Origin of the sequence: Rhizobium leguminosarum bv. viciae, assembly GCF_012276115.1 — a bacterium.
GTDB lineage: Bacteria > Pseudomonadota > Alphaproteobacteria > Rhizobiales > Rhizobiaceae > Rhizobium > Rhizobium leguminosarum_T.
The window spans coordinates 160,129-181,998 of the sequence record NZ_WIEU01000003.1 but is presented as its reverse complement, the minus strand read 5'-3'; the positions used below and the strand labels follow the sequence as shown (position 1 = coordinate 181,998).

The following is a 21,870-nucleotide window of genomic DNA, read 5'->3' as shown; positions in this document are numbered from 1 at the left end:
TCATACACCATCGTCGCGGCGGCAAGATCGGCCAACGCCGTTCCGACTGCGGCTGCCACCTATCTGCCCGGCCAGGTCGCAAACCTCACGAGGGGAGCGAGCGTGACGGCGCAAACCAACGAAATACTGGAGCGCATCGACGACATGCTGCTGCGCGAAGGTGCCGACAAGTCAGAGATCATTCTCGCCAACATCTGGCTCAGGGACCTTGCCTCATTCGAGGAAATGAACAGAGCCTGGGATGCTTGGATGCCGGATAGTGGAACGCCACGGCGGGCGACGTTTGAGGACAAGAATCTCCCGCCGATGTGCGCCATCCGTATTGACATAGCAGCGTCGCGAAAGAGTGGGGCCGGCACATTTGAGCCGCCTGCGTTCGTCATCATGCTCTAAAGCGTCGCGATCTTTCAGATTCGCTCCTCGCGCTTTAGGCCTTTGTTTTACGCATGTCGTTGTCGCGAAACCGCGGCACACTTTTGCGCGACATGCTCTAAGGCCGGATGACGCAGACATTGGCCTCATAGGCACAGGGATCGTCCTGCACTGCAATATCGATGACTTTCGCTTTCGGGGCCAGCGGCTCATGCCGTGCGCGGGGATAGAAGCCATAGCCGTCGCCGCCGACATAGGTTCCGCCATCGGCCTGATAGACGTAGGACGTACCGGCATAGGTGTCGCCGACGTCGCGCTGCGCCTGGGGTACGACGACAACGATATTGTTGCGGGTGACGCGGTTGGTCGCCGGCGAGGAAAAATGTTTCAGGAACGGCATCCGTTCTTTGCGGTTCCGAGATCGATAGGCGTTGTCGAAACGGATGCCGCGATTGCGCCAGTTCACACGTTCGCCGAGAAGCAGTCCGCCATGAAAAGCGTGGCGGTGGTCGGAAAAGCCGCGATCATGACGGCGGTCGCCGGCTTCGGCCGGAATTGCAGCGAGTGCGGACAGGGTAAGCAGGGCGACTGCGGACAGACTGCGAAACATGGGTGGCCGGCCTCCGGAATTCCGATCCCTAACAAATCGTTAACGCCAGATTGCGCCAAAAGCCGGAGCTTGTCCATTCAGGTCGGACAACCGGCACAAAATTTGAGCGGAAGAGACCAGTTTCTTTAGCCTGCAAACTTCCCGGTAACGCGAATCGATTAAATTAAAAGCAGACAGCGATTGTGCTTGTCGTCGGCGTTCCCGGTGATTAAACGTCGCAATTGATGCAACGCACACAGAGAATTTTGTCATTCGTGTGGTTGACTGAGCATGCTCCGAAATCCGGGAGCGCAGAGAAGCCGCCGCGAGGTTCTGATGGCGAACGTGACAAATAACCGGCCCCTATCGCCGCATCTGCAGATTTACAAACCTATTCCCACCATGGTCATGTCCATCGTTCACCGCATTACCGGTAGCGCGCTCTACGTCGGCACGCTGCTCGTCGCCTGGTGGCTGATCGCGGCGGCAAGCGGCCAGGGCTCCTACGACTGGGCCAACTGGGTGCTCGGCAGCCTTCTCGGCAAGCTCGTGCTTCTCGGCTATACCTGGGCGCTGCTGCACCACATGCTCGGCGGCTTCCGCCACTTCATGTGGGATCTCGGCTATGGCTTCGGGAAAGAATTCTCGACCAAGCTCGCCATCGCCAACATCATCGGGTCGCTCTGTCTGACCGTGCTGGTCTGGGTGATCGGCTTCCTCATTCGCTTCTGAAGGTCCTCTCATGGATATGCGCACCCCCCTCGGCAAGGTTCGCGGGCTCGGCTCCGCCAAGGACGGCACGGATCATTTCTGGCGCCAGCGGCTGACAGCCGTCGCCAATGTTCCGCTCATCCTGTTCTTCGTCATCTTCATGCTCGCCTATGCCGGCGCGCCCTATGCGGACGTGGTTCGCGCGCTGTCGAACCCCTTCATCGCGGTCGTCATGGGGCTGATGGTGATCTCCAGCGTCATCCACATGAAGCTCGGCATGCAGGTCATCATCGAGGATTACGTGCATGGCGAGTTCGGCAAGGTCGCTCTGCTGATGCTGAACACGTTCTTTGCGATCCTGATTGCCGGCCTCTGTCTCTTCGCCATTCTGAAAATCGCATTCGTAGGATAAGCTGACATGGCACCGACTTCACCCGCCCAGAATGGCAAGGCCTACAAGTATGTCGATCACTCCTACGACGTAATCGTCGTCGGCGCCGGTGGCGCCGGGCTGCGCGCCACGCTCGGCATGGCCGAGCAGGGGTTCCGCACGGCCTGCATCACCAAGGTATTCCCGACCCGTTCGCATACGGTCGCTGCCCAGGGCGGCATCGCCGCCTCGCTGCGCAACATGACGCCGGACAGCTGGCAATGGCACCTCTACGATACCGTCAAGGGTTCCGACTGGCTCGGCGACGTCGACGCCATGCAGTATCTCACCATGGAAGCGCCGAAGGCGGTCTATGAGCTCGAGCATTACGGCGTGCCGTTCTCTCGCAACGAGGAAGGCAAGATCTATCAGCGCCCGTTCGGCGGCCACATGCAGAATTACGGCGAAGGCCCGCCGGTACAGCGCACCTGCGCCGTTGCCGACCGTACCGGCCACGCCATCCTGCATACGCTCTACGGCCAGTCGCTGCGCAACAATGCCGAATTCTTCATCGAGTATTTCGCGCTCGATCTGATCATGTCGGAAGACGGCAGCCGCTGCATCGGCGTCGTTGCCTGGTGCCTCGATGACGGCACGATCCATCGCTTCGCCGCCAAGATGGTGGTGCTGGCGACCGGCGGTTACGGCCGCGCCTATTTCTCGGCAACATCAGCCCATACCTGCACCGGCGACGGCGGCGGCATGGTGGCGCGTGCCGGCCTGCCGCTGCAGGACATGGAATTCGTCCAGTTCCATCCGACCGGCATCTACGGTTCGGGCTGTCTGATCACCGAAGGCGCGCGCGGCGAAGGCGGTTACCTCGTCAACTCCGAGGGCGAGCGCTTCATGGAGCGTTATGCCCCTTCGGCCAAGGACCTTGCCTCGCGCGACGTCGTTTCGCGCTGCATGACGCTGGAAATCCGCGAAGGCCGCGGTGTCGGCAAGGCGAAGGATCACATTTTCCTGCATCTCGATCATCTCGATCCGGCCGTTCTTCATGAACGCCTGCCGGGGATTTCCGAGAGCGCCAAGATTTTCGCAGGCGTCGACGTCACGCGCGAACCGATCCCGGTTCTGCCGACCGTTCACTACAATATGGGCGGCATTCCCACGAATTATTGGGGCGAAGTGCTGAACGCCGACGGCGCCAATCCTGAACGGATCATCCCCGGCCTGATGGCTGTGGGCGAAGCCGGCTGTGCCTCGGTGCACGGCGCCAACCGCCTCGGCTCCAACTCGCTGATCGACCTCGTGGTCTTCGGCCGGGCCGCTGCGATCCGCGCCGGCGAGGTCATCGACCGCGCAGCGCCGATCCCGCATCTCGACGTCGCAGCTTGCGACAAGATCATGGACCGTGTCGACGGTCTGCGTCACGCCAGCGGCGGCACGCCGACGGCGGAACTGCGCGAGAAGATGCAGCGCGCCATGCAGGAAGACGCCGCGGTGTTCCGTACGCAGGAATCGCTGGAATCCGGTTGCCGGCGTATCTCGGCAATCTGGGGCGAGATGAAGGACATCAAGGTCACCGACCGCTCGATGATCTGGAACTCCGACCTCGTGGAGACGCTTGAGCTGCAGAACCTGATGGCCAACGCCATCACGACGATCTACGGCGCCGAAGCCCGCAAGGAGAGCCGCGGTTCGCATGCACGCGAAGACTATACCGAGGGTGCATTCGCCGGCCGCGACGACGTCAATTGGCGCAAACACACGCTCGCCTGGGTCAACGCGGCCGGCGACGTCAAGCTCGACTACCGGCCGGTTCACACCGAGCTCATTGCCGAAGGCATCGATCCGCACAAGATCGAGCCGAAGGCTCGCGTGTACTGATCTCAAGAGGAACCGGACATGGTTGAACTCGCTCTCCCCAAGAATTCTCAGATGCGCGAAGGCAAGGTCTGGCCGAAGCCGGCGGGTGCCAAGAACACCCGCGAATTCCGCGTCTACCGCTGGAGCCCGGACGACGGTCAGAACCCGTCGATCGATACCTTCTATATCGATGTCGACGATTGCGGGCCGATGGTGCTCGACGGTCTTCTCTATATCAAGAACAAGATCGACCCGACGCTGACGCTGCGCCGCTCCTGTCGCGAGGGCATCTGCGGCTCCTGCGCGATGAATATCGACGGCACGAACACACTCGCCTGCACCAAGGGCCTCGACGACATCAAGGGTGCGGTGAAGATCTATCCGCTGCCGCATCTGCCCGTCGTCAAGGATCTGGTGCCCGACCTCACCAACTTCTATGCCCAGCACCGTTCGATCGAGCCATGGCTGAAGACGGTGTCGCCGGCGCCGGCCAAGGAGTGGAAGCAGAGCCACGAGGACCGGCAGAAGCTCGACGGCCTCTATGAATGCATCCTCTGCGCCTGCTGCTCGACCTCCTGTCCGAGCTACTGGTGGAACGGCGACCGTTATCTCGGTCCGGCCGTTCTGCTGCAGGCCTATCGCTGGCTGATCGATTCCAGGGATGAGGCGACCGGCGAGCGCCTCGATAATCTCGAGGATCCGTTCCGTCTCTATCGCTGCCACACGATCATGAACTGCGCGCAGACCTGCCCGAAGGGCCTCAATCCGGCCAAGGCGATCGCCGAAATCAAGAAGATGATGGTCGAGCGCCGGGTTTGATCGGCATGCATGCCGCTGGCGGAATCGACGGCTTCGATCCCGAAGCCGTCACCGCGATCAGGTCGAGGCTTACCTCGGTGCGCGAACAGGGCCTCCGCATCGGTGCTGGTGCAATCCTTCTGCGGGGTTCGCCGAAGTGCTATTCCGAGACATTGCGGGAGTTCGACAGGGAACCTGACAGAGATGAACGCGGGCAACACCTTGCTGACAAATTCTATGTGCAGGAAGTTTTGCAGCGGGACAGTTGAACTGTATCGTTTTTCGGTTAGTTGTTGTCACGGGCAATTTATGCTGCCCGACTTGATTAACCAAAGCGAATTACGATAATCGGACTTGTCTCACGCCCGTTTCTCTACGGCGATGGCCGAATTCAGGAGTATGATGATGCAGTTGCGATATGCGATGACAGGTCTGGTGGTGGCTCTCGCGCTAGCCGGTTGTCAGCGTACGGCATATGATTACAGCTCCAACGCCAGTGCCGGCCCGGCGCCGTTGACGGCGCAGCCGGTTCCCTCGGTGCAGGGCGGGCAGCTTCCGCCGCCGACCGGCAGCTCGCAGTTTCCGGCCGCGCCGACGACGACGGCGCCGATGCCGGGCGCTCAGCCCGGCGCAATGGCCGCGAATGCGCTCGATATCACCAAGGAATCGATGGTCGGAAGCTGGCGTGTCAACGGCAGCTGCGACATGTTCCTGACGCTGACCAATCTCGGCAGCGGTTCGCGCGGCGGAACGCGTGGCTGCGTCGGCGAGCTGACGGCGATGGGCTCCTGGGAGGTCGCCGGCAAGCAGGTGCTGCTCAAGGACCGCTCGGGCAACCAGCTCGGCAGCGTCTACAAGACGGCCGACAACCGCTTTGAGGGACAGACGAGCACAGGCCAGTCGATCAGTCTCAGCCGGTAAATGTTCCGGCGGGTCTCCGCCGTTGACTGACAGGCGGATATGCCCTCATGCAACCAATGCCGGATTATGCGCTCAGCGTCTGCGAACAGCTTAAAGCGCTGACCGCATCGGGCGCCCTCCAGGTCGATTCCGCCCAGATGGATGTGGCAAAGAACCTCGACCGGGTGCTCGCCGGTCTGAAGCAGCGGCGGCCGGCGGCAAAATCGAGCGCGCTCGGCTGGCTGTTTGCCGCCAAGAAGAAATCCGCCGACGGCATCAAGGGGCTTTACATCCACGGCAGCGTCGGGCGCGGCAAGACCATGCTGATGGACATGTTTTTCGCCATGGCGCCATGCCGGAAGAAACGCCGGGCGCATTTCCACGAATTCATGGCGGATGTGCATAACCGCATCGCGGCGCACCGGCTGAAGCTCAAGAATGGCGAGACGAAGCAGGCCGATCCGATGCCGCCGGTCGCCGCGGCGCTCTACGACGAGGCAGAACTGCTCTGCTTCGACGAGTTCACGGTCACTGACATTGCCGATGCGATGATCCTGTCGCGGCTGTTCTCCGAGCTTTTCGCGCGCGGATGCGTGCTGGTCGCGACCTCGAACGTCGAGCCCGACAATCTCTACCGAGATGGTCTCAATCGCGGCCTCTTCCTGCCCTTCGTCGCCTTGCTCAAGCAGCATGTCGATGTCGTCACCCTGGATTCGCCGACCGACTACCGGATGGAGAGGCTCAGCAGCCAGCCGGTCTATCTGGTGCCGATCAACGACCATAACGACATGGCGATGGATGCGTCCTGGACGCAGGCGCTGCATGGGCGCAAGGCGCAGCCGTTGGATATTCCGATGAAGGGGCGCCACATCCATGTGCCGCTCGCCGTCGACCGCATGGCGCGGTTCTCTTTCGCCGATCTTTGCGAAAAGCCGCTCGGGGCGGTCGACTTCCTGGCCATCGCCGAGCGTTTCGATATGGTCTTTATCGATCACATTCCCTTGCTCGGGCCGGAAAAACGGAACCAGATCAAACGTTTCATCATTCTGGTCGATACGTTCTACGATCATGCCGTGCGGCTTTACATTTCTGCGGCGGCCATGCCGGAGGAACTGTTGCTGCACCGCCGGGGCACCGAGGGCTTCGAATTCGACCGCACGGCATCGCGCCTGTTCGAGATGCGCAGTGCGGAATATCTTGCGCTGCACCATGAAAAGCGCGCCGCAGAGTAACAATTTGGTGACAGAATACCTTACGTTTACGTAAGAATTTTTGTATCTAAACGATTGAAAACGCTGCATCAAAATTAATGGATTGCCATTTTTTGGCTTTGGGTCTATGCGATTGCGTCATTGGGCGGTGCCTTGCGCGTCCGTTCGACGAATTTGATCGCAAAGGAAACAGCGAAAATGGCGCGTAACAAGATCGCACTCATTGGTTCTGGCATGATTGGTGGCACGCTGGCGCACCTCGCCGGCCTGAAGGAACTGGGCGACATCGTTCTCTTCGACATCGCGGACGGCATTCCCCAGGGCAAGGGTCTCGATATTTCCCAATCGTCGCCGGTCGAAGGCTTCGACGTCAATCTGACGGGCGCCAGCGACTATTCCGCGATCGAAGGCGCTGACGTCTGCATCGTCACGGCGGGCGTCGCCCGCAAGCCCGGCATGAGCCGCGATGACCTTCTCGGCATCAACCTCAAGGTCATGGAGCAGGTCGGCGCCGGCATCAAGAAGTATGCGCCGAACGCTTTCGTGATCTGCATCACCAATCCGCTCGACGCCATGGTCTGGGCGCTGCAGAAGTTTTCCGGCCTCCCCGCCAACAAGGTCGTCGGCATGGCCGGCGTTCTCGACTCCTCGCGCTTCCGTCTTTTCCTCGCCAAGGAATTCAACGTGTCCGTCCAGGACGTCACGGCCTTCGTTCTCGGCGGCCACGGCGACACGATGGTGCCGCTCGCCCGCTATTCGACGGTTGGCGGCATTCCGCTCACCGACCTCGTCACCATGGGCTGGGTCACCAAGGAGCGCCTCGAAGAAATCATCCAGCGCACCCGTGACGGCGGCGCCGAAATTGTCGGCCTGCTGAAGACCGGCTCTGCCTATTACGCTCCGGCCGCCTCGGCGATCGAGATGGCCGAATCCTACCTCAAGGACAAGAAGCGCGTTCTGCCCTGTGCGGCCCACCTCTCCGGTCAGTACGGCGTCAAGGACATGTATGTCGGCGTTCCCACCGTCATCGGCGCCGGCGGCGTCGAGCGCATCATCGAGATCGATCTCAACAAGACCGAGAAGGAAGCCTTCGACAAGTCCGTCGGCGCCGTCGCCGGTCTCTGCGAAGCCTGCATCAACATCGCGCCTGCCCTCAAGTAGTCGATGGGCTGAAGTAATCGAAACAGGGATACACCCATGAACATTCATGAATATCAGGCCAAGGCTCTGCTGAAGGGATATGGCGCGCCGGTTGCCGAAGGTGTGGCTATTCTCAAGGTTGAAGAAGCCGAGGCTGCCGCCAAGTCGCTTCCCGGTCCGCTTTACGTGGTCAAGAGCCAGATCCATGCCGGCGGCCGCGGCAAGGGCAAGTTCAAGGAACTGTCGCCGGAAGCCAAGGGCGGCGTGCGTCTCGCCAAGTCGATCGACGAAGTCGTCGCCCATGCCAAGGAAATGCTGGGTAACACGCTGGTGACGGCGCAGACCGGCGAAGCCGGCAAGCAGGTCAACCGCCTTTACATCGAAGACGGCGCCGACATCGCTCGCGAGCTCTATTGCTCGCTGCTGGTCGACCGCTCGGTCGGTCGCGTGGCTTTCGTGGTCTCCACCGAAGGCGGCATGGACATCGAAGCTGTCGCCCACGACACGCCTGAGAAGATCCAGACGATCGCCATCGATCCGCAAGCCGGCGTGACGGCTGCCGACGTTGCTGCGATCTCCAAGGCTTTTCAGCTCGAGGGTGCTGCCGCCGAAGACGCCAAGACGCTTTTCCCGATGCTCTACAAGGCCTTCGGCGAGAAGGACATGGCTCTGCTGGAGATCAATCCGCTGATCGTCATGAAGGACGGCCACCTGCGCGTCCTCGATGCCAAGATGTCATTCGATGGCAATGCGCTCTTCCGTCACGACGACGTCAAGGTGCTGCGCGACGAGACCGAAGAAGACGCCAAGGAAATCGAGGCCTCGAAGTGGGACCTCGCCTATGTCGCGCTCGACGGCAACATCGGCTGCATGGTCAACGGTGCGGGCCTTGCCATGGCGACGATGGACATCATCAAGCTTTACGGCAAGGAGCCGGCTAACTTCTGCGACGTCGGCGGCGGCGCCGGCAAGGAGAAGGTTGCTGCAGCTTTCAAGATCATCACTGCAGACCCCAAGGTCGAAGGCATTCTCGTCAACATCTTCGGCGGCATCATGAAGTGCGACGTCATTGCCGAGGGCGTCATTGCCGCGGTCAAGGAAGTCGGACTCACGGTTCCGCTCGTCGTGCGCCTTGAAGGCACCAATGTCGAGCTCGGCAAGAAGATCCTGAACGAGTCGGGTCTGGCGATCACGGCGGCTGACGACTTGGACGATGCGGCCAAGAAGATCGTCGCGGCGATCAACGGCTAATTTTGAAGGATCTGAAAGAATGTCTATTCTCGTCAATAAAGACACCAAGGTCCTCGTTCAGGGTCTGACCGGCAAGACCGGCACGTTCCACACCGAACAGGCGCTTGCTTACTACGGCACGCAGATGGTCGGCGGTATCCATCCGAAGAAGGGTGGCGAAACCTGGACCGGCGCAAAGGGCGAAAGCCTGCCGATCTTTGCAACCGTTGCCGAGGGCAAGGAAAAGACCGGCGCCAACGCGACCGTCATCTATGTTCCGCCGGCAGGAGCCGCCGATGCGATCATCGAGGCGATCGACGCCGAGATCCCGTTCATCACCTGCATCACCGAAGGCATTCCCGTCATGGACATGGTGCGGGTCAAGGCTCGCCTCGACCGCTCCAAGTCGCGCCTGCTCGGCCCGAATTGCCCAGGTATCATGACGCCGGAAGAATGCAAGATCGGCATCATGCCGGGCTCGATCTTCCGCAAGGGTTCGGTCGGTATCGTTTCCCGCTCGGGTACGTTGACCTATGAAGCCGTGTTCCAGACCTCCAACGAGGGTCTCGGCCAGACAACGGCCGTCGGCATCGGCGGCGACCCGGTCAAGGGCACCGAGTTCATCGACGTCCTGGAAATGTTCCTGGCCGACGAAGCCACCCAGTCGATCATCATGATCGGCGAAATCGGTGGTGCGGCTGAAGAAGATGCAGCCCAGTTCCTCAAGGACGAAGCCAAGAAGGGCCGCAAGAAGCCGATGGCTGGCTTCATTGCCGGCCGTACGGCGCCGAAGGGCCGCACCATGGGCCATGCCGGCGCTGTGGTTTCCGGCGGCAAGGGCGATGCGGAATCGAAGATCGCGGCGATGGAATCGGCGGGCATCAAGGTATCGCCCTCTCCGGCCCGCCTCGGCAAGACGCTGGTTGAAGTCCTCAAGGGCTAAGCCACCCATATAGACCGGGCGGAGGAACGGCATCTGCGCTCCCGCCCGGCCTCGACGACACGAGACCAGCAGATGCGCCGCGGACAGGCGGCAATCGGAATGCGGCAGCCGGCCATCAAGCCGGCAAATTCATCAAAGTCAGGAGGCGGACGGAAGCGTCCGCATATCACCATGGCACGGCAAGAAGCCAACGAGCAGTTTCAGATCACCTCGTTTCTGGATGGCGCCAACGCTGCCTACATCGAGCAGCTCTACGCGCGGTACGAAGAAGATCCGGCATCGGTCGACGATCAGTGGCGGTCCTTCTTCAAGGCGCTGGAGGAGGATCCCAGCGATGTGAAAAGGGCAGCCAAGGGCGCTTCCTGGCGCAAGAAGAACTGGCCGCTTCAGGCAAGCGGCGATCTGGTATCGGCTCTCGATGGCGACTGGGGCATCGTCGAGAAGGTGATCGAAACCAAGGTCAAGGCCAAGGCCGAAGCTCAGGGCAAGCCTGCCGATAGCACCGAAGTGCTGCAGGCGACGCGCGATTCCGTGCGCGCCATCATGATGATCCGCGCCTACCGCATGCGTGGCCACCTGCATGCCAAGCTCGACCCGCTCGGCATCGCCGCTCCCGTCGACGACTATCACGAACTTTCGGCGGAGAATTACGGTTTCACGGCCGCCGATTACGATCGCAAGATCTTCATCGACAACGTGCTCGGCTTGGAATACGCGACCATCCGCGAGATGATCGGGATCCTCGAGCGCACCTATTGCTCGACGCTCGGCGTCGAATTCATGCATATCTCCAATCCGGAAGAAAAGGCCTGGATCCAGGAGCGCATCGAAGGACCGGACAAGGGTGTGGCCTTCACGCCGGAAGGCAAAAAGGCGATCCTTGCCAAGCTGGTCGAAGCCGAAGGCTATGAGCAGTTCCTCGACGTCAAGTTCAAGGGCACGAAGCGTTTCGGTCTCGACGGCGGCGAATCGCTGATCCCGGCGCTGGAGCAGATCCTCAAGCGTGGCGGCCATCTCGGCCTCAAGGAAGCCGTGTTCGGCATGGCCCATCGCGGCCGCCTGAACGTGCTCTCCCAGGTCATGGGCAAGCCGCACCGGGCGATCTTCCACGAGTTCAAGGGCGGTTCGGCCGCTCCCGACGAGGTCGAGGGCTCGGGTGACGTCAAGTACCATCTCGGCGCCTCCTCCGACCGCGAATTCGACGGCAACAAGATCCACGTTTCGCTGACGGCGAACCCCTCGCATCTCGAAATCGTCGATCCGGTCGTCATGGGCAAGGCCCGCGCCAAGCAGGATATGAATGCTACCGTCTGGGACGGCGACATCATCCCGCTTTCCGAACGCGCCAAGGTGCTGCCGCTGCTGATCCACGGCGACGCGGCCTTTGCCGGCCAGGGTGTCATTGCCGAAATCCTCGGCCTTTCCGGTCTGCGTGGTCACCGCGTCGCCGGCACCATGCATGTGATCATCAACAACCAGATCGGCTTCACGACCAACCCGGCCTTCTCGCGCTCGTCGCCTTATCCGTCCGACGTCGCCAAGATGATCGAGGCGCCGATCCTGCACGTCAACGGCGACGATCCGGAAGCGGTGGTCTATGGGGCCAAGATCGCCACCGAATTCCGCATGAAGTTCCACAAGCCGGTCGTTCTCGACCTGTTCTGCTACCGCCGCTACGGCCACAATGAAGGCGACGAACCGTCCTTCACGCAGCCGAAGATGTACAAGGTGATCCGCGCCCACAAGACCGTGCTGCAGCTCTACGCGGCCCGCCTCGTCGCCGAGGGCCTGCTCACCGACGGTGAAGTCGAGAAGATGAAGGCCGACTGGCGCCTCCATCTCGAACAGGAATTCGAGGCCGGCCAGCAGTACAAGCCGAACAAGGCCGACTGGCTTGATGGTGAGTGGTCGGGCCTGCGCACGGCCGACAATGCCGACGAGCAGCGCCGCGGCAAGACCGCCGTGCCGATGAAGACGCTGAAGGAGATCGGCCGCAAGCTCTCTGAGATCCCGGTGGGCTTCAACGCGCACCGCACGATCCAGCGCTTCATGGAAAACCGCGCCAACATGATCGCCACCGGCGAGGGTATCGACTGGGCGATGGCCGAAGCGCTCTCCTTCGGCGCGCTTTGCGTCGAAGGCAGCAAGATCCGCCTGTCCGGCCAGGATTGCGAACGCGGCACCTTCTCGCAGCGCCACTCGGTTCTCTACGATCAGGAAACCGAAGAGCGCTACATCCCGCTCGCCAATCTCTCGCCGACGCAGGGGCGCTACGAAGTCATCAATTCGATGCTTTCGGAAGAGGCCGTGCTCGGTTTCGAATATGGCTATTCGCTCGCCCGCCCGAATGCGCTGACGCTGTGGGAAGCCCAGTTCGGCGATTTCGCCAACGGCGCGCAGGTGGTCTTCGACCAGTTCATCTCGTCGGGCGAGCGCAAGTGGCTGCGCATGTCGGGCCTCGTCTGCCTGCTGCCGCACGGCTATGAAGGTCAGGGTCCCGAACACTCCTCGGCCCGCCTCGAGCGTTTCCTGCAGCTTTGCGCGGAAGACAACATGCAGGTCGCCAATGTCACGACGCCGGCGAACTACTTCCACATCCTGCGCCGGCAGCTGAAGCGCGACTTCCGCAAGCCGCTGATCCTGATGACGCCGAAGTCGTTGCTGCGCCACAAGCGGGCGGTCTCGACGCTTGCCGAAATGGCCGGCGAATCCGCCTTCCACCGCCTGCTCTGGGACGATGCCGAGGTGATCAAGGACGGCCCGATCAAGCTGCAGAAGGACAACAAGATTCGCCGCGTCGTCATGTGCTCCGGCAAGGTCTATTACGATCTTCTCGAAGAGCGTGAAAAGCGCGGCATCGACGACGTCTATCTCTTACGCGTCGAACAGCTCTATCCGTTCCCGGCAAAGGCGCTGATCAACGAGCTGTCGCGCTTCCGCAATGCGGAGATGGTCTGGTGCCAGGAAGAGCCGAAGAACATGGGCGCATGGTCGTTCATCGACCCCTTCCTCGAATGGGTGCTCGCCCATATCGATGCGAAATACCAGCGCGTCCGCTATACCGGCCGTCCGGCCGCCGCCTCGCCGGCGACGGGCCTGATGTCCAAGCATCTGTCCCAGCTCGCTGCATTCCTCGAGGATGCATTGGGCGGTTAAAACAAGGGGGGGCGCAATGGCTTATTTCTTTCTGAGACTGCAGCCGCCGCGCCCCACTTTCCCGCATGACGGGACTAGGGAGGAAATGGCGGCGATGAAACGCCATGCCGAATACTGGCATCGGAACGCTCTCGCGGGATCGGCGATTATCGTCGGCCCCGTCTTCGAGGGTGAAGGCGCCTTGGCGATCGTCGAGGTCGAGGATCAGGCGGCGGCGCAGGTTCTTGCCGACGGCGATCCGATCATCGCTTCCGGTTTCGATTTCCGCTTCGATATCCTGCCGATGCCCTCGATCATCTCGCGGCCGCCCGCCGTCCGAAACGCATAAACGAAAACACACGAAATCAGGATCTGAACAATGGCCACAGAAATCCGCGTTCCAACTCTCGGTGAATCCGTCAGCGAGGCAACCGTCGGCACCTGGTTCAAGAAGGTCGGCGACGCCATCAAGGCCGACGAGCCGATTCTCGAGCTTGAAACCGACAAGGTGACCATCGAAGTTCCGGCACCCGCCTCCGGCACGCTTTCGGAAATCGTTGTTGCTGCCGGCGAGACCGTCGGCCTCGGCGCATTGCTCGGCCAGATCGCCGAAGGTGCAGCCGCTGCTGCCGCGCCTGCTGCCGCTGCACCGGCCGCCGCGCCTGCTGCTCCGGCTCCCGCCCAACCGGCCGCTGCTGCTCCGGCCCAGCCGGCGGTTGCCGCCGCTGCTGCGTCGTCCTCGAGCGCCTCCGTCTCCACCATGCCGCCGGCACCGGGAGCTTCGAAGTTGCTTGCCGAAAACAACCTTTCCGCCGATCAGATCGACGGTAGCGGCAAGCGCGGCCAGGTGCTGAAGGGCGACGTCATCGCCGCTGTCGCCAGGGGCATTTCCGCTCCGGCGGCCGCACCGGCGACGACGCCTGCCGCCGCGCGCGGCCCGTCGACGGTCGAGGATGCCTCGCGCGAAGAGCGCGTGAAGATGACGCGCCTGCGCCAGACGATCGCCAAGCGTCTCAAGGATGCGCAGAACACCGCCGCCATGCTGACCACCTACAACGAGGTGGACATGAAGGCGGTCATGGACCTGCGCAACAAGTACAAGGACATTTTCGAGAAGAAGCACGGCGTCAAGCTCGGCTTCATGGGCTTCTTCACCAAGGCGGTGACGCATGCGCTGAAGGAATTGCCGGCCGTCAACGCCGAAATCGACGGCACCGACGTCATCTACAAGAACTACTGCCATGTCGGCATGGCCGTTGGCACGGACAAAGGCCTCGTCGTTCCCGTCATCCGCGACGCCGACCAGATGTCGATCGCCGAAATCGAGAAGGAACTCGGCCGTCTTGCCAAGGCAGCCCGCGATGGCTCGCTCTCCATGGCCGACATGCAGGGCGGCACCTTCACCATCACCAATGGCGGCGTTTACGGTTCGCTGATGTCTTCGCCGATCCTCAACGCACCGCAGTCCGGCATTCTCGGCATGCACAAGATCCAGGAGCGGCCGGTTGCGATCGGCGGCCAGGTGGTCATCCGTCCGATGATGTATCTGGCGCTGTCCTACGATCACCGCATCGTCGACGGCAAGGAAGCGGTCACCTTCCTCGTGCGCGTCAAGGAAAGCCTGGAAGATCCGGAACGTCTGGTGCTCGATCTCTAAGGGAGCGCTCTCGATGCGGAACCGGATCATGCGAGCGGCGCGTCTTCTTCTTTGCGCTGCCGCCGCGCATGTCCCGGTCGCCGCATCGGCTGCCGGCTGGGATATCGGCAAGGCAAGCAGCAATTTCGAGCTGGTGGCGCTTGGTGATGCCGAGCTTTCCGGTCGGTCAATCGGCGTCATCCATATGGACAATGTCGAGCTGACATCGGGGCGCATAGTTGCCGCCGATCCGCTCGCCCAGCCCGACCGCCCGGCACTCGCAAGAGCGGTTGCGCCGGGCGACTATCCGGTGACGCTCTACCAGGCCTTCGGGCGCATCGCCGCTGCCAGCATGCGGTTTGCCGAGGGCAAGCCGGATCATTGGGAGCTTGCGGTCCTGCCAGGGCAGGACCCGGCGACGCTGAAGGACGGCGAGATCTTCGGCTATCCCGTCGATGCCGGCCTCGGCTGCTACATGGATGCCGATACGCTTGATCTGATCGGAGAGCGCGAGGCCCAGGTGCAGGCGCAGAAAGCGGGTTCCGACGTCAACTATTACGACGACGTGCTGGCGTCGGACCTCAACGCGAACAAGGGCATTTATGCGCTGCACCGGCCGGTCACCGGCAGACGAGGCAATGTCGCCGTGTTCTGGAGCGGCTGGGGCGACGGTTTCTATCCGGTTTTCTGGGGGCTCGACAGGGACGGCCGCGCGCTGGTGCTGCTGACGGATTTCAACGTTGTCGAGAATGCCGACGGGCGCAAGGAGCCGAAGCTGCAATGAGCGGAAGGACCGGGATCACGACGAGACGGACAGGCGTGGCTGCAATGGCAGCCGCCGCGTTATTCGTCGTTCCGGCATCCACCTTCGGTGCCGCATGCAAGCAGGAGCAGGCCGTCTACGTCGATCGCGACGGTGCCTATGAATTGCGCTTTGCACCGCTGAATTCTCCATCGGCCGCCGCCAGCAACCAGTTCAAGGTCAGCGCACTGAAAACACCTGTCGTGATGGAAGGTTATGTCATGCCATCGGAAGATCCGGTGCGCGCCATCGGCATCCTGATGTTCAACTGCCCCGAGGGTGATGCGACCGGCGCCGATCTCAATGCCTGCACCGTTTGGCAGGGTGCCGTCTACGGCATGAATGCCGAGGGCGAGGTGGACAATCTACAGCCCGAAGGTGCTGCGGCGGCCGAAAAGCTCGTGCTTCCCGGCCTTGGTCCCGCCATCCGCGAATCCAGCGCCTGGGGCGAGGGCAAGGCCGTGGTGGCACCCTGGGACGTGCTGACATTTAAGGAGTGTGCGACATGAGCGATACACCTGTGGTTCTCATTACCGGCGGAAGCCGAGGTATCGGCGCTGCGGCTTCACGGCTCGCCGCGCGCCAGGGCTGGCGTGTTGCGGTGAACTACGCCGCCAACCGTCAAGCCGCGGATGCCGTCGTGGCTGCGATTGTCGAGGATGGCGGCGAGGCCGTGGCGATCCAGGGCGATGTCGGCAAGGCTGCGGATATTGTCTCGATGTTTACGGCGGTCGACCGGCATTTTGGCCGGCTCGACGGGCTCGTCAACAATGCCGGCATTGTCGATTATCCGCAGCGCGTCGACGAGATGTCGGTAGAGCGGATCGAGCGCATGCTGCGCGTCAATGTGACCGGGTCGATACTCTGCGCGGCAGAGGCCATACGCCGCATGTCGAGCCGGCATGGCGGGAAAGGCGGGGCGATCGTCAATATGTCGTCGATGGCGGCGATCCTCGGTTCGGCGACGCAGTATGTCGACTATGCCGCCTCGAAGGCGGCGATCGACACGTTCACCGTCGGGCTGGCGCGTGAGGTCGCAGCCGAGGGTATCCGCGTGAATGCGATAAGGCCCGGCGTCATCGAAACCGACCTTCATGCCTCCGGCGGCCTGCCGGATCGGCCGAGGGAGCTGGCGCCCTCGATCCCGATGCAGCGCGCGGGCACGCCCGAGGAGGTGGCCGATGCGATCCTCTATCTTCTGTCACCTTCGGCCTCCTATATCACCGGCGCGATCCTCAATGTGAGCGGCGGCCGCTAGAACGACTGGGAAAAACAGCCTGCAATATATTCTCGAATTCCTCGGCCTGATTTCGCGCGCGGCCGATTAAACGAAAAATCCAAAGGGAAAGAAGCAATGTCCTACGATGTGATCATTATCGGAACCGGCCCGGGCGGCTATGTCTGCGCCGTCAAGGCGGCCCAGCTTGGCCTTAAGGTCGCCGTCGTCGAAAGGCGGGCGACCTATGGCGGCACCTGCCTGAACGTCGGCTGCATTCCGTCGAAGGCGCTGCTGCATGCCTCCGAAATGTTCCATCAGGCCGGCCACGGGATGAGCGCCCTCGGCATCGACGTCCCGGCCCCGACGCTCAATCTCGGCAATATGATGGCCCACAAGGATGCGACGGTGAAGTCGAATGTCGACGGCGTCGCCTTCCTCTTCAAGAAGAACAAGATCGATGCCATCCAGGGTACCGGCAAGATCGTTTCGGCCGGCAAGGTCTCCGTCACCGCCGATGACGGCAAGGTGCAGGAGATCGAGGGCAAGAACATCGTCATCGCCACCGGTTCCGACGTCGCCGGCATTCCCGGTGTGCAGGTCGAGATCGACGAAAAGACCATCATCTCGTCCACCGGCGGTATCGCGCTGGAGAAGGTGCCGGAAACGCTGATCGTCGTCGGCGGCGGCGTCATCGGCCTCGAACTCGGTTCCGTCTGGTCGCGCCTCGGCGCCAAAGTCACCGTCGTCGAATATCTCGACACCATCCTTGGCGGCATGGACGGCGAAGTCTCCAAGCAATTCCAGCGCATGCTCGCCAAGCAGGGCATCGATTTCAATCTCAGCGCCAAGGTTACCGGCGTCGAAAAGGCCGACACGGGCGCCAAGGTCACTTTCGAGCCGGTCAAGGGCGGCGACAAGGTGACGCTCGATGCCGAGGTCGTGCTGATTGCCACCGGCCGCAAGCCCTATACGGCGGGTCTCGGCCTCGAAGAGGCCGGTGTTACGCTCGACAATCGCGGCCGTGTCGAGATCGACGGTCACTTCAAGACCAATGTCGACGGCATCTATGCGATCGGCGATGTGGTCAAGGGTCCGATGCTGGCGCACAAGGCGGAAGACGAGGGCGTGGCGCTTGCCGAAATCCTCGCCGGGCAGCATGGCCATGTGAACTACGAGGTCATTCCGAGCGTCGTCTACACCCAGCCGGAAATCGCTTCCGTCGGCAAGACCGAGGAAGAGCTGAAGGCGGCAGGCGTCGCCTACAAGGTCGGCAAGTTCCCCTTCACTGCGAACGGCCGCGCTCGCGCGATGCTCGCGACCGACGGCTTCGTCAAGATCCTTGCCGACAAGGAAACCGACCGGGTGCTCGGCGGCCATATCGTCGGCTTCGGCGCCGGCGAGATGATCCACGAGATCACCGTGCTGATGGAATTCGGCGGTTCGTCGGAAGATCTCGGCCGTACCTGCCACGCGCATCCCACAATGTCGGAAGCGGTTAAAGAGGCTGCGCTCGCAACTTTCTTCAAGCCGATCCATATGTGATCTTACATTTTCGCAACAATGCATGCAGCCGCTTGCCGTGAGGCAGGCGGCTGTTTTATTGGGTGCGTATCGGCGCTGTTGGAAAGCAGCGTGCCTGGTCGAATGACCGCCGGCGGCCTCAGTTCACCGCAGTCACGGTGAAGCCCTGCTGGCGCAGCAGTTCGATGACACCGTCCTTGCCGGGCAGATGCAGGGCGCCGACGGCCATGAAGACGTTGCCGCTGTCGAGGATGGGCGCTGCACGCTCGGCCATCACCTTGTTTCGGTCAAGGATGACGCGCTGCTCGAAGGCGGCATAGTCGCTGTTTTCGCCTTCCTCCTCCGGTGTCACGGTTTTCAGCATCGGCATGGTCATGCCGATGTCGCCGGAGAGATAGAGGTCGGTCATCGTCTCGACGACGTCGCTCATCTTGCCACCGAGTTCCAGCGTCTCGATCAGCGATTTCAGATGGAATTCGATCGGCAGATCGGCCATGGCCTGGATCTGCTCGGCAAGGGTTTCCAGCCCCTTGACCTGCTTGCCCTGAGCAATGGCATCGGTGGCGATCTTCTGGTCGAGGAACTGCGCGCCTTTTGCCTTGCGGGCGATTTCGCAGGCCGGCAGGGCGACGGCGCTGGAAATCATCCAGGGCCGCATCCGCGAAACCGCGCTGATCGGGATACCGCGCTGCTTGAGGCCGGTTTCGAGACGCTTGTAGTCCTCGGGAGAAAGCAGCTTGTCGATCGTCGTGCCGTCGGTGAACATCGTCAGTTCCGGCTTTGCGAGCAGGGCGGCGGTCGCCTTCCGCTCATCGAGGATCTCGTCGGATTCGATGATGATCGTGTCGGCGGCGTCATGGGCTGCCTGGGCGCGCGGCGGCAGGGCAAGCACGCGCGGATCGGTGACGTGCATGCTGCCGAGCAGCCACGAGGGTGCAAGTCCCGGCTTCTCGATCTTCCAGAAGATGCCTTTGCCGTTCGGCGTGGCGTCGGCTTCCTTCAGCGCCTCTGCGTAGCGGGCAGGGTCGGTCTGTTGCAGTTCGACCATCAGATTGCGGCCGGTGCAGGCCACGTCTTCGGCTGCTGCCGGCCTTGCGGTCAGGAAGGCGGAAAACAGGGCGGCAAGAAGCAGCATGTGAAAGGCTGCGATCAGCCAGAGCAACAGATTGGCCGGCACTGCGAGGTAAGACGTCCGGCGGCCGATTGATGTCGTCATGATGGGTGTTCCGATCACATGCTATAGGCTTCATGCTCTACGCCCGGCTTGCGCATATTCCTTTAAGAGAATGCGTTAACGAAACTTAAAGCGCATCACATCAAATCGGATTCATGGCGATGCACTTTAAATCAACGCATCGTGCTTTCCAAAAATCGATTCCGATTTCCGGGCCGATGCGCTAGGCGCGCGGATGGGCCCGATCATACACCTCGAGCAGCCGCGATGCATCGACGCCGGTATAGACCTGCGTTGTGGAAAGGCTGGCATGGCCGAGCAATTCCTGGATGGTCCGCAGATCGCCGCCGCCGGCAAGCAGATGGGTGGCGAAGGAGTGGCGCAATGCATGGGGTGTCGCCGTCTCCGGCAGACCGAAGGCGCTGCGCATCTTCTGCATGGTGCGCTGGATGATCGCCGCCTGCAGCTTGCCGCCGCGGGCGCCGCGAAACAGTGGTTCGCCGCTTTCGAGATGATATGGGCAGAGCGCGCGGTATTTCTCGACGGCGTCGAAGACCACAGACAGCAGCGGCACCAGCCGCGTCTTGTTGCCCTTGCCGGTGATGCGGAGCGTCGTCGCGCCCTTCTGCAAGTCGGTGGGAGTCAGATCCAGCGCTTCGGAGATGCGCAGGCCGCAGCCGTAGAGCAGCGTCATGACCGCCGCGTCGCGCGCAGCAATCCAGGGCTCGTCATGGAGCTGGGCGTCGTCGCTGACGACGGTGATCGCCTGGGTGTCCGACAGCGGCTTGGGCAGTGATTTCGGCTGTTTCGGCGAGCGCACCGCGGCAGCGCCGGCGGCGTTGACTAGGCCCTTCTTTTCGAGATGGCGCAGCAGTGAGCGAAGACCGGCGAGATTGCGGCCGAGCGAGCGGGCGCCGGAGCCCTGCTTGCGCCGGGCCGCCAGGAAGGCGCGGAAATCAGCGGAGCGCAACTCCCTGATATCGCCAAGCGTCACCGGGCCGGCGAGATGGCCGGTCAGGAAGGTCAGAAACTGGCGGGTATCGCGCTCGTAGGCGTCGAGCGTATGCTCGGAAAGACGGCGCTCACTGGCGAGGTTTTCGAGCCACGCGGCCCGTTCCGCCATTAGGCGCTGATCGGCGATAACAAGCAGTTCGTTCACGTTGCGGGCCTTGATTTTGCCTTCAAGTCCGCCAATTTGGAGCAGGAACAGTTATGGAATTGCTAATGCCGGCCAAGCCATTGTCATCCTTCGATCATATTCTACTGCGATAGCTTATACCCCATAGACAGGATCTTTCATGGCACGGCGCGATTCCATGACGGCTTTCGGACAGCTCGCGGAAGCGATCGCTCTCATTTCACAGGGAAAGCCCGGTCATATCGTCGATACGCTGATTGCCGAACGCGGCCAGAGGATCGTGAAAAATCCGCTCTGGCCGGTCATGCGGCCATTCCTCTATACGCTGCTGCGCTACAACAAGGCTCTCGAGTTCGCCAATGCGGTCGCCAAAATGCCGGGCTTCCAGTCGTTCGAATATCTGAGCGACGTGTTGAAACTCGACATCGGCCTCATCAATGGCGAACGCATTCCCGATACCGGCGGCTTCATCCTCGTCAGCAACCATCCGACCGGCATCGCCGACGGCGTTGCCGTGTTCGATCTTTTGAAGGCGCGACGGCCGGACATGATGTTTTTTGCCAATCGCGATGCCATCCGCGTCAATCCGCGCTTTGCCGAGATGATCATTCCCGTCGAGTGGCGGGAGGAGCACAAGAGCAAGCTGAAAGCGCGCGAGACGCTGCAACTGACGAACCACGCGGTGAAGGAAGGCAAGGCGACAGTGCTCTTTCCTTCAGGCCGCATCGCCTATTGGGCGAACGGCCGGCTGAACGAACGTCCGTGGAAAACCTCGGCCGTCGGGCTGGCGCGCAAATACAATCTGCCGATCCTTCCCGTCCATATGACGGCACGCAATTCCGGCCTGTTCTACTGGCTGGCGAAATGGTCGACGGAGCTTCGCGACATGACCGTGTTCCACGAACTGCTGAACAAACGCGGCGACCGCTTCGATTTCGTCATCGGCAATCTCATTCCGGCCGAACATCTGGACGGCGACCTCAACGAGGTGACGAAGGCGCTGGAGAAACATACGGTGCACGACATGGCCGCCGATGGCGACGCGAGTTTCGTGCCGGTCGGCCTGCCGGTTGCGGCGACGCGCCGCGAGATTCCGGTTCCTGCAGTCTAAC

General features: G+C 61.8%; 22 protein-coding genes. 19 read left to right on the top strand and 3 right to left on the bottom strand.

Annotation, left to right across the window (positions count from 1 at the left end):
- Nucleotides 1–9 precede the first annotated feature (9 nt).
- Nucleotides 10–393, top strand: coding sequence for a Rid family hydrolase (locus GFM02_RS06730; RefSeq protein WP_168321382.1), 384 nt, complete (start codon nt 10–12; stop codon nt 391–393).
- A 97-nt stretch (nt 394–490) separates the two neighbouring features.
- On the opposite strand, the gene GFM02_RS06725 is transcribed toward GFM02_RS06730, so the two are convergent.
- On the bottom strand, nt 491–982 hold the full coding sequence (locus GFM02_RS06725; protein ID WP_168321213.1) for a hypothetical protein: 492 nt from the start codon (nt 980–982) through the stop codon (nt 491–493).
- A 315-nt stretch (nt 983–1,297) separates the two neighbouring features.
- Here GFM02_RS06725 and sdhC point away from each other — a divergent pair, with 315 nt between their 5' ends.
- The 17 genes from sdhC to lpdA all read left to right on the top strand — a co-directional run bounded on the left by sdhC (nt 1,298) and on the right by lpdA (nt 18,467).
- On the top strand, nt 1,298–1,693 hold the full coding sequence (sdhC, locus tag GFM02_RS06720; RefSeq protein ID WP_007632530.1) for a succinate dehydrogenase, cytochrome b556 subunit: 396 nt from the start codon (nt 1,298–1,300) through the stop codon (nt 1,691–1,693).
- A gap of 10 nt (nt 1,694–1,703) precedes the next feature.
- A complete protein-coding gene (gene sdhD, locus GFM02_RS06715) occupies nt 1,704–2,084 on the top strand; it encodes a succinate dehydrogenase, hydrophobic membrane anchor protein (RefSeq protein ID WP_168321212.1) in 381 nt (126 codons plus the stop codon).
- A gap of 6 nt (nt 2,085–2,090) precedes the next feature.
- Nucleotides 2,091–3,932, top strand: a complete 1,842-nt coding sequence (gene sdhA, locus GFM02_RS06710; protein WP_168321211.1) for a succinate dehydrogenase flavoprotein subunit — start codon at nt 2,091–2,093, stop codon at nt 3,930–3,932.
- A gap of 18 nt (nt 3,933–3,950) precedes the next feature.
- On the top strand, nt 3,951–4,730 hold the full coding sequence (locus GFM02_RS06705) for a succinate dehydrogenase iron-sulfur subunit (protein ID WP_003567268.1): 780 nt from the start codon (nt 3,951–3,953) through the stop codon (nt 4,728–4,730).
- Between the two features lie 5 nt (nt 4,731–4,735).
- Nucleotides 4,736–4,978, top strand: coding sequence for a hypothetical protein (locus GFM02_RS06700; RefSeq protein ID WP_246792093.1), 243 nt, complete (start codon nt 4,736–4,738; stop codon nt 4,976–4,978).
- Nucleotides 4,979–5,114: 136 nt separating this feature from the next.
- Complete coding sequence (locus tag GFM02_RS06695) at nt 5,115–5,630, top strand: protease inhibitor Inh/omp19 family protein (protein WP_168321210.1); 516 nt, start codon at nt 5,115–5,117, stop codon at nt 5,628–5,630.
- 47 nt (nt 5,631–5,677) lie between these two features.
- Nucleotides 5,678–6,841, top strand: coding sequence for a cell division protein ZapE (gene zapE, locus GFM02_RS06690; protein WP_168321209.1), 1,164 nt, complete (start codon nt 5,678–5,680; stop codon nt 6,839–6,841).
- 177 nt (nt 6,842–7,018) lie between these two features.
- Nucleotides 7,019–7,981, top strand: a complete 963-nt coding sequence (gene mdh, locus GFM02_RS06685) for a malate dehydrogenase (protein WP_003543522.1) — start codon at nt 7,019–7,021, stop codon at nt 7,979–7,981.
- A gap of 36 nt (nt 7,982–8,017) precedes the next feature.
- Nucleotides 8,018–9,211 (top strand): ADP-forming succinate--CoA ligase subunit beta, encoded by a 1,194-nt coding sequence (gene sucC / locus GFM02_RS06680; protein ID WP_168321208.1) that lies wholly within the window; start codon nt 8,018–8,020, stop codon nt 9,209–9,211.
- 19 nt (nt 9,212–9,230) lie between these two features.
- Entirely contained in the window at nt 9,231–10,133 is a 903-nt protein-coding gene (gene sucD / locus GFM02_RS06675) for a succinate--CoA ligase subunit alpha (protein ID WP_065281498.1), read from the top strand.
- A gap of 171 nt (nt 10,134–10,304) precedes the next feature.
- Nucleotides 10,305–13,289, top strand: coding sequence for a 2-oxoglutarate dehydrogenase E1 component (locus tag GFM02_RS06670; protein ID WP_168321207.1), 2,985 nt, complete (start codon nt 10,305–10,307; stop codon nt 13,287–13,289).
- 16 nt (nt 13,290–13,305) lie between these two features.
- Nucleotides 13,306–13,617 carry a YciI family protein gene (locus GFM02_RS06665; protein WP_168321206.1) on the top strand — a complete coding sequence of 104 codons (312 nt, stop codon included), beginning with the start codon at nt 13,306–13,308 and terminating at the stop codon, nt 13,615–13,617.
- A 30-nt stretch (nt 13,618–13,647) separates the two neighbouring features.
- On the top strand, nt 13,648–14,925 hold the full coding sequence (gene odhB, locus GFM02_RS06660) for a 2-oxoglutarate dehydrogenase complex dihydrolipoyllysine-residue succinyltransferase (protein ID WP_168321205.1): 1,278 nt from the start codon (nt 13,648–13,650) through the stop codon (nt 14,923–14,925).
- Nucleotides 14,926–14,938: 13 nt separating this feature from the next.
- Nucleotides 14,939–15,688 carry a DUF4241 domain-containing protein gene (locus GFM02_RS06655; RefSeq protein ID WP_168321204.1) on the top strand — a complete coding sequence of 250 codons (750 nt, stop codon included), beginning with the start codon at nt 14,939–14,941 and terminating at the stop codon, nt 15,686–15,688.
- Nucleotides 15,685–16,215: a hypothetical protein gene (locus tag GFM02_RS06650; RefSeq protein WP_168321203.1), complete on the top strand. Its 531-nt coding sequence runs from the start codon at nt 15,685–15,687 to the stop codon at nt 16,213–16,215. The genes GFM02_RS06655 and GFM02_RS06650 overlap by 4 nt, the downstream gene beginning before the upstream one ends.
- Nucleotides 16,212–16,964 carry an SDR family oxidoreductase gene (locus tag GFM02_RS06645; protein WP_168321202.1) on the top strand — a complete coding sequence of 251 codons (753 nt, stop codon included), beginning with the start codon at nt 16,212–16,214 and terminating at the stop codon, nt 16,962–16,964. Before GFM02_RS06650 ends, GFM02_RS06645 begins: the two co-directional genes overlap by 4 nt.
- 96 nt (nt 16,965–17,060) lie before the next feature.
- Nucleotides 17,061–18,467, top strand: coding sequence for a dihydrolipoyl dehydrogenase (gene lpdA / locus GFM02_RS06640; RefSeq protein WP_168321201.1), 1,407 nt, complete (start codon nt 17,061–17,063; stop codon nt 18,465–18,467).
- 118 nt (nt 18,468–18,585) lie between these two features.
- On the opposite strand, the gene GFM02_RS06635 is transcribed toward lpdA, so the two are convergent.
- Both GFM02_RS06635 and GFM02_RS06630 read right to left on the bottom strand, forming a co-directional pair.
- Nucleotides 18,586–19,662 (bottom strand): TraB/GumN family protein, encoded by a 1,077-nt coding sequence (locus tag GFM02_RS06635; RefSeq protein ID WP_168321200.1) that lies wholly within the window; start codon nt 19,660–19,662, stop codon nt 18,586–18,588.
- A 181-nt stretch (nt 19,663–19,843) separates the two neighbouring features.
- A complete protein-coding gene (locus tag GFM02_RS06630) occupies nt 19,844–20,779 on the bottom strand; it encodes a tyrosine-type recombinase/integrase (protein WP_168321199.1) in 936 nt (311 codons plus the stop codon).
- A gap of 139 nt (nt 20,780–20,918) precedes the next feature.
- Between GFM02_RS06630 and GFM02_RS06625 the strand changes: the two genes are divergently transcribed.
- Nucleotides 20,919–21,869, top strand: a complete 951-nt coding sequence (locus tag GFM02_RS06625) for a GNAT family N-acetyltransferase (protein WP_168321198.1) — start codon at nt 20,919–20,921, stop codon at nt 21,867–21,869.
- Nucleotide 21,870 lies beyond the last annotated feature (1 nt).

Excerpts from the sequence above, each read along its gene's own strand:
- GFM02_RS06725 (WP_168321213.1), bottom strand. The coding sequence starts at position 982 with ATGTTTCGCAGTCTGTCCGCAGTCGCCCTGCTTACCCTGTCCGCACTC.
- sdhC (WP_007632530.1), top strand. The coding sequence starts at position 1,298 with ATGGCGAACGTGACAAATAACCGGCCCCTATCGCCGCATCTGCAGATT.
- sdhD (WP_168321212.1), top strand. The coding sequence starts at position 1,704 with ATGGATATGCGCACCCCCCTCGGCAAGGTTCGCGGGCTCGGCTCCGCC.
- sdhA (WP_168321211.1), top strand. The coding sequence starts at position 2,091 with ATGGCACCGACTTCACCCGCCCAGAATGGCAAGGCCTACAAGTATGTC.
- GFM02_RS06705 (WP_003567268.1), top strand. The coding sequence starts at position 3,951 with ATGGTTGAACTCGCTCTCCCCAAGAATTCTCAGATGCGCGAAGGCAAG.
- GFM02_RS06700 (WP_246792093.1), top strand. The coding sequence starts at position 4,736 with ATGCATGCCGCTGGCGGAATCGACGGCTTCGATCCCGAAGCCGTCACC.
- GFM02_RS06695 (WP_168321210.1), top strand. The coding sequence starts at position 5,115 with ATGCAGTTGCGATATGCGATGACAGGTCTGGTGGTGGCTCTCGCGCTA.
- zapE (WP_168321209.1), top strand. The coding sequence starts at position 5,678 with ATGCAACCAATGCCGGATTATGCGCTCAGCGTCTGCGAACAGCTTAAA.
- mdh (WP_003543522.1), top strand. The coding sequence starts at position 7,019 with ATGGCGCGTAACAAGATCGCACTCATTGGTTCTGGCATGATTGGTGGC.
- sucC (WP_168321208.1), top strand. The coding sequence starts at position 8,018 with ATGAACATTCATGAATATCAGGCCAAGGCTCTGCTGAAGGGATATGGC.
- sucD (WP_065281498.1), top strand. The coding sequence starts at position 9,231 with ATGTCTATTCTCGTCAATAAAGACACCAAGGTCCTCGTTCAGGGTCTG.
- GFM02_RS06670 (WP_168321207.1), top strand. The coding sequence starts at position 10,305 with ATGGCACGGCAAGAAGCCAACGAGCAGTTTCAGATCACCTCGTTTCTG.
- GFM02_RS06665 (WP_168321206.1), top strand. The coding sequence starts at position 13,306 with ATGGCTTATTTCTTTCTGAGACTGCAGCCGCCGCGCCCCACTTTCCCG.
- odhB (WP_168321205.1), top strand. The coding sequence starts at position 13,648 with ATGGCCACAGAAATCCGCGTTCCAACTCTCGGTGAATCCGTCAGCGAG.
- GFM02_RS06655 (WP_168321204.1), top strand. The coding sequence starts at position 14,939 with ATGCGGAACCGGATCATGCGAGCGGCGCGTCTTCTTCTTTGCGCTGCC.
- GFM02_RS06650 (WP_168321203.1), top strand. The coding sequence starts at position 15,685 with ATGAGCGGAAGGACCGGGATCACGACGAGACGGACAGGCGTGGCTGCA.
- GFM02_RS06645 (WP_168321202.1), top strand. The coding sequence starts at position 16,212 with ATGAGCGATACACCTGTGGTTCTCATTACCGGCGGAAGCCGAGGTATC.
- lpdA (WP_168321201.1), top strand. The coding sequence starts at position 17,061 with ATGTCCTACGATGTGATCATTATCGGAACCGGCCCGGGCGGCTATGTC.
- GFM02_RS06635 (WP_168321200.1), bottom strand. The coding sequence starts at position 19,662 with ATGACGACATCAATCGGCCGCCGGACGTCTTACCTCGCAGTGCCGGCC.
- GFM02_RS06625 (WP_168321198.1), top strand. The coding sequence starts at position 20,919 with ATGGCACGGCGCGATTCCATGACGGCTTTCGGACAGCTCGCGGAAGCG.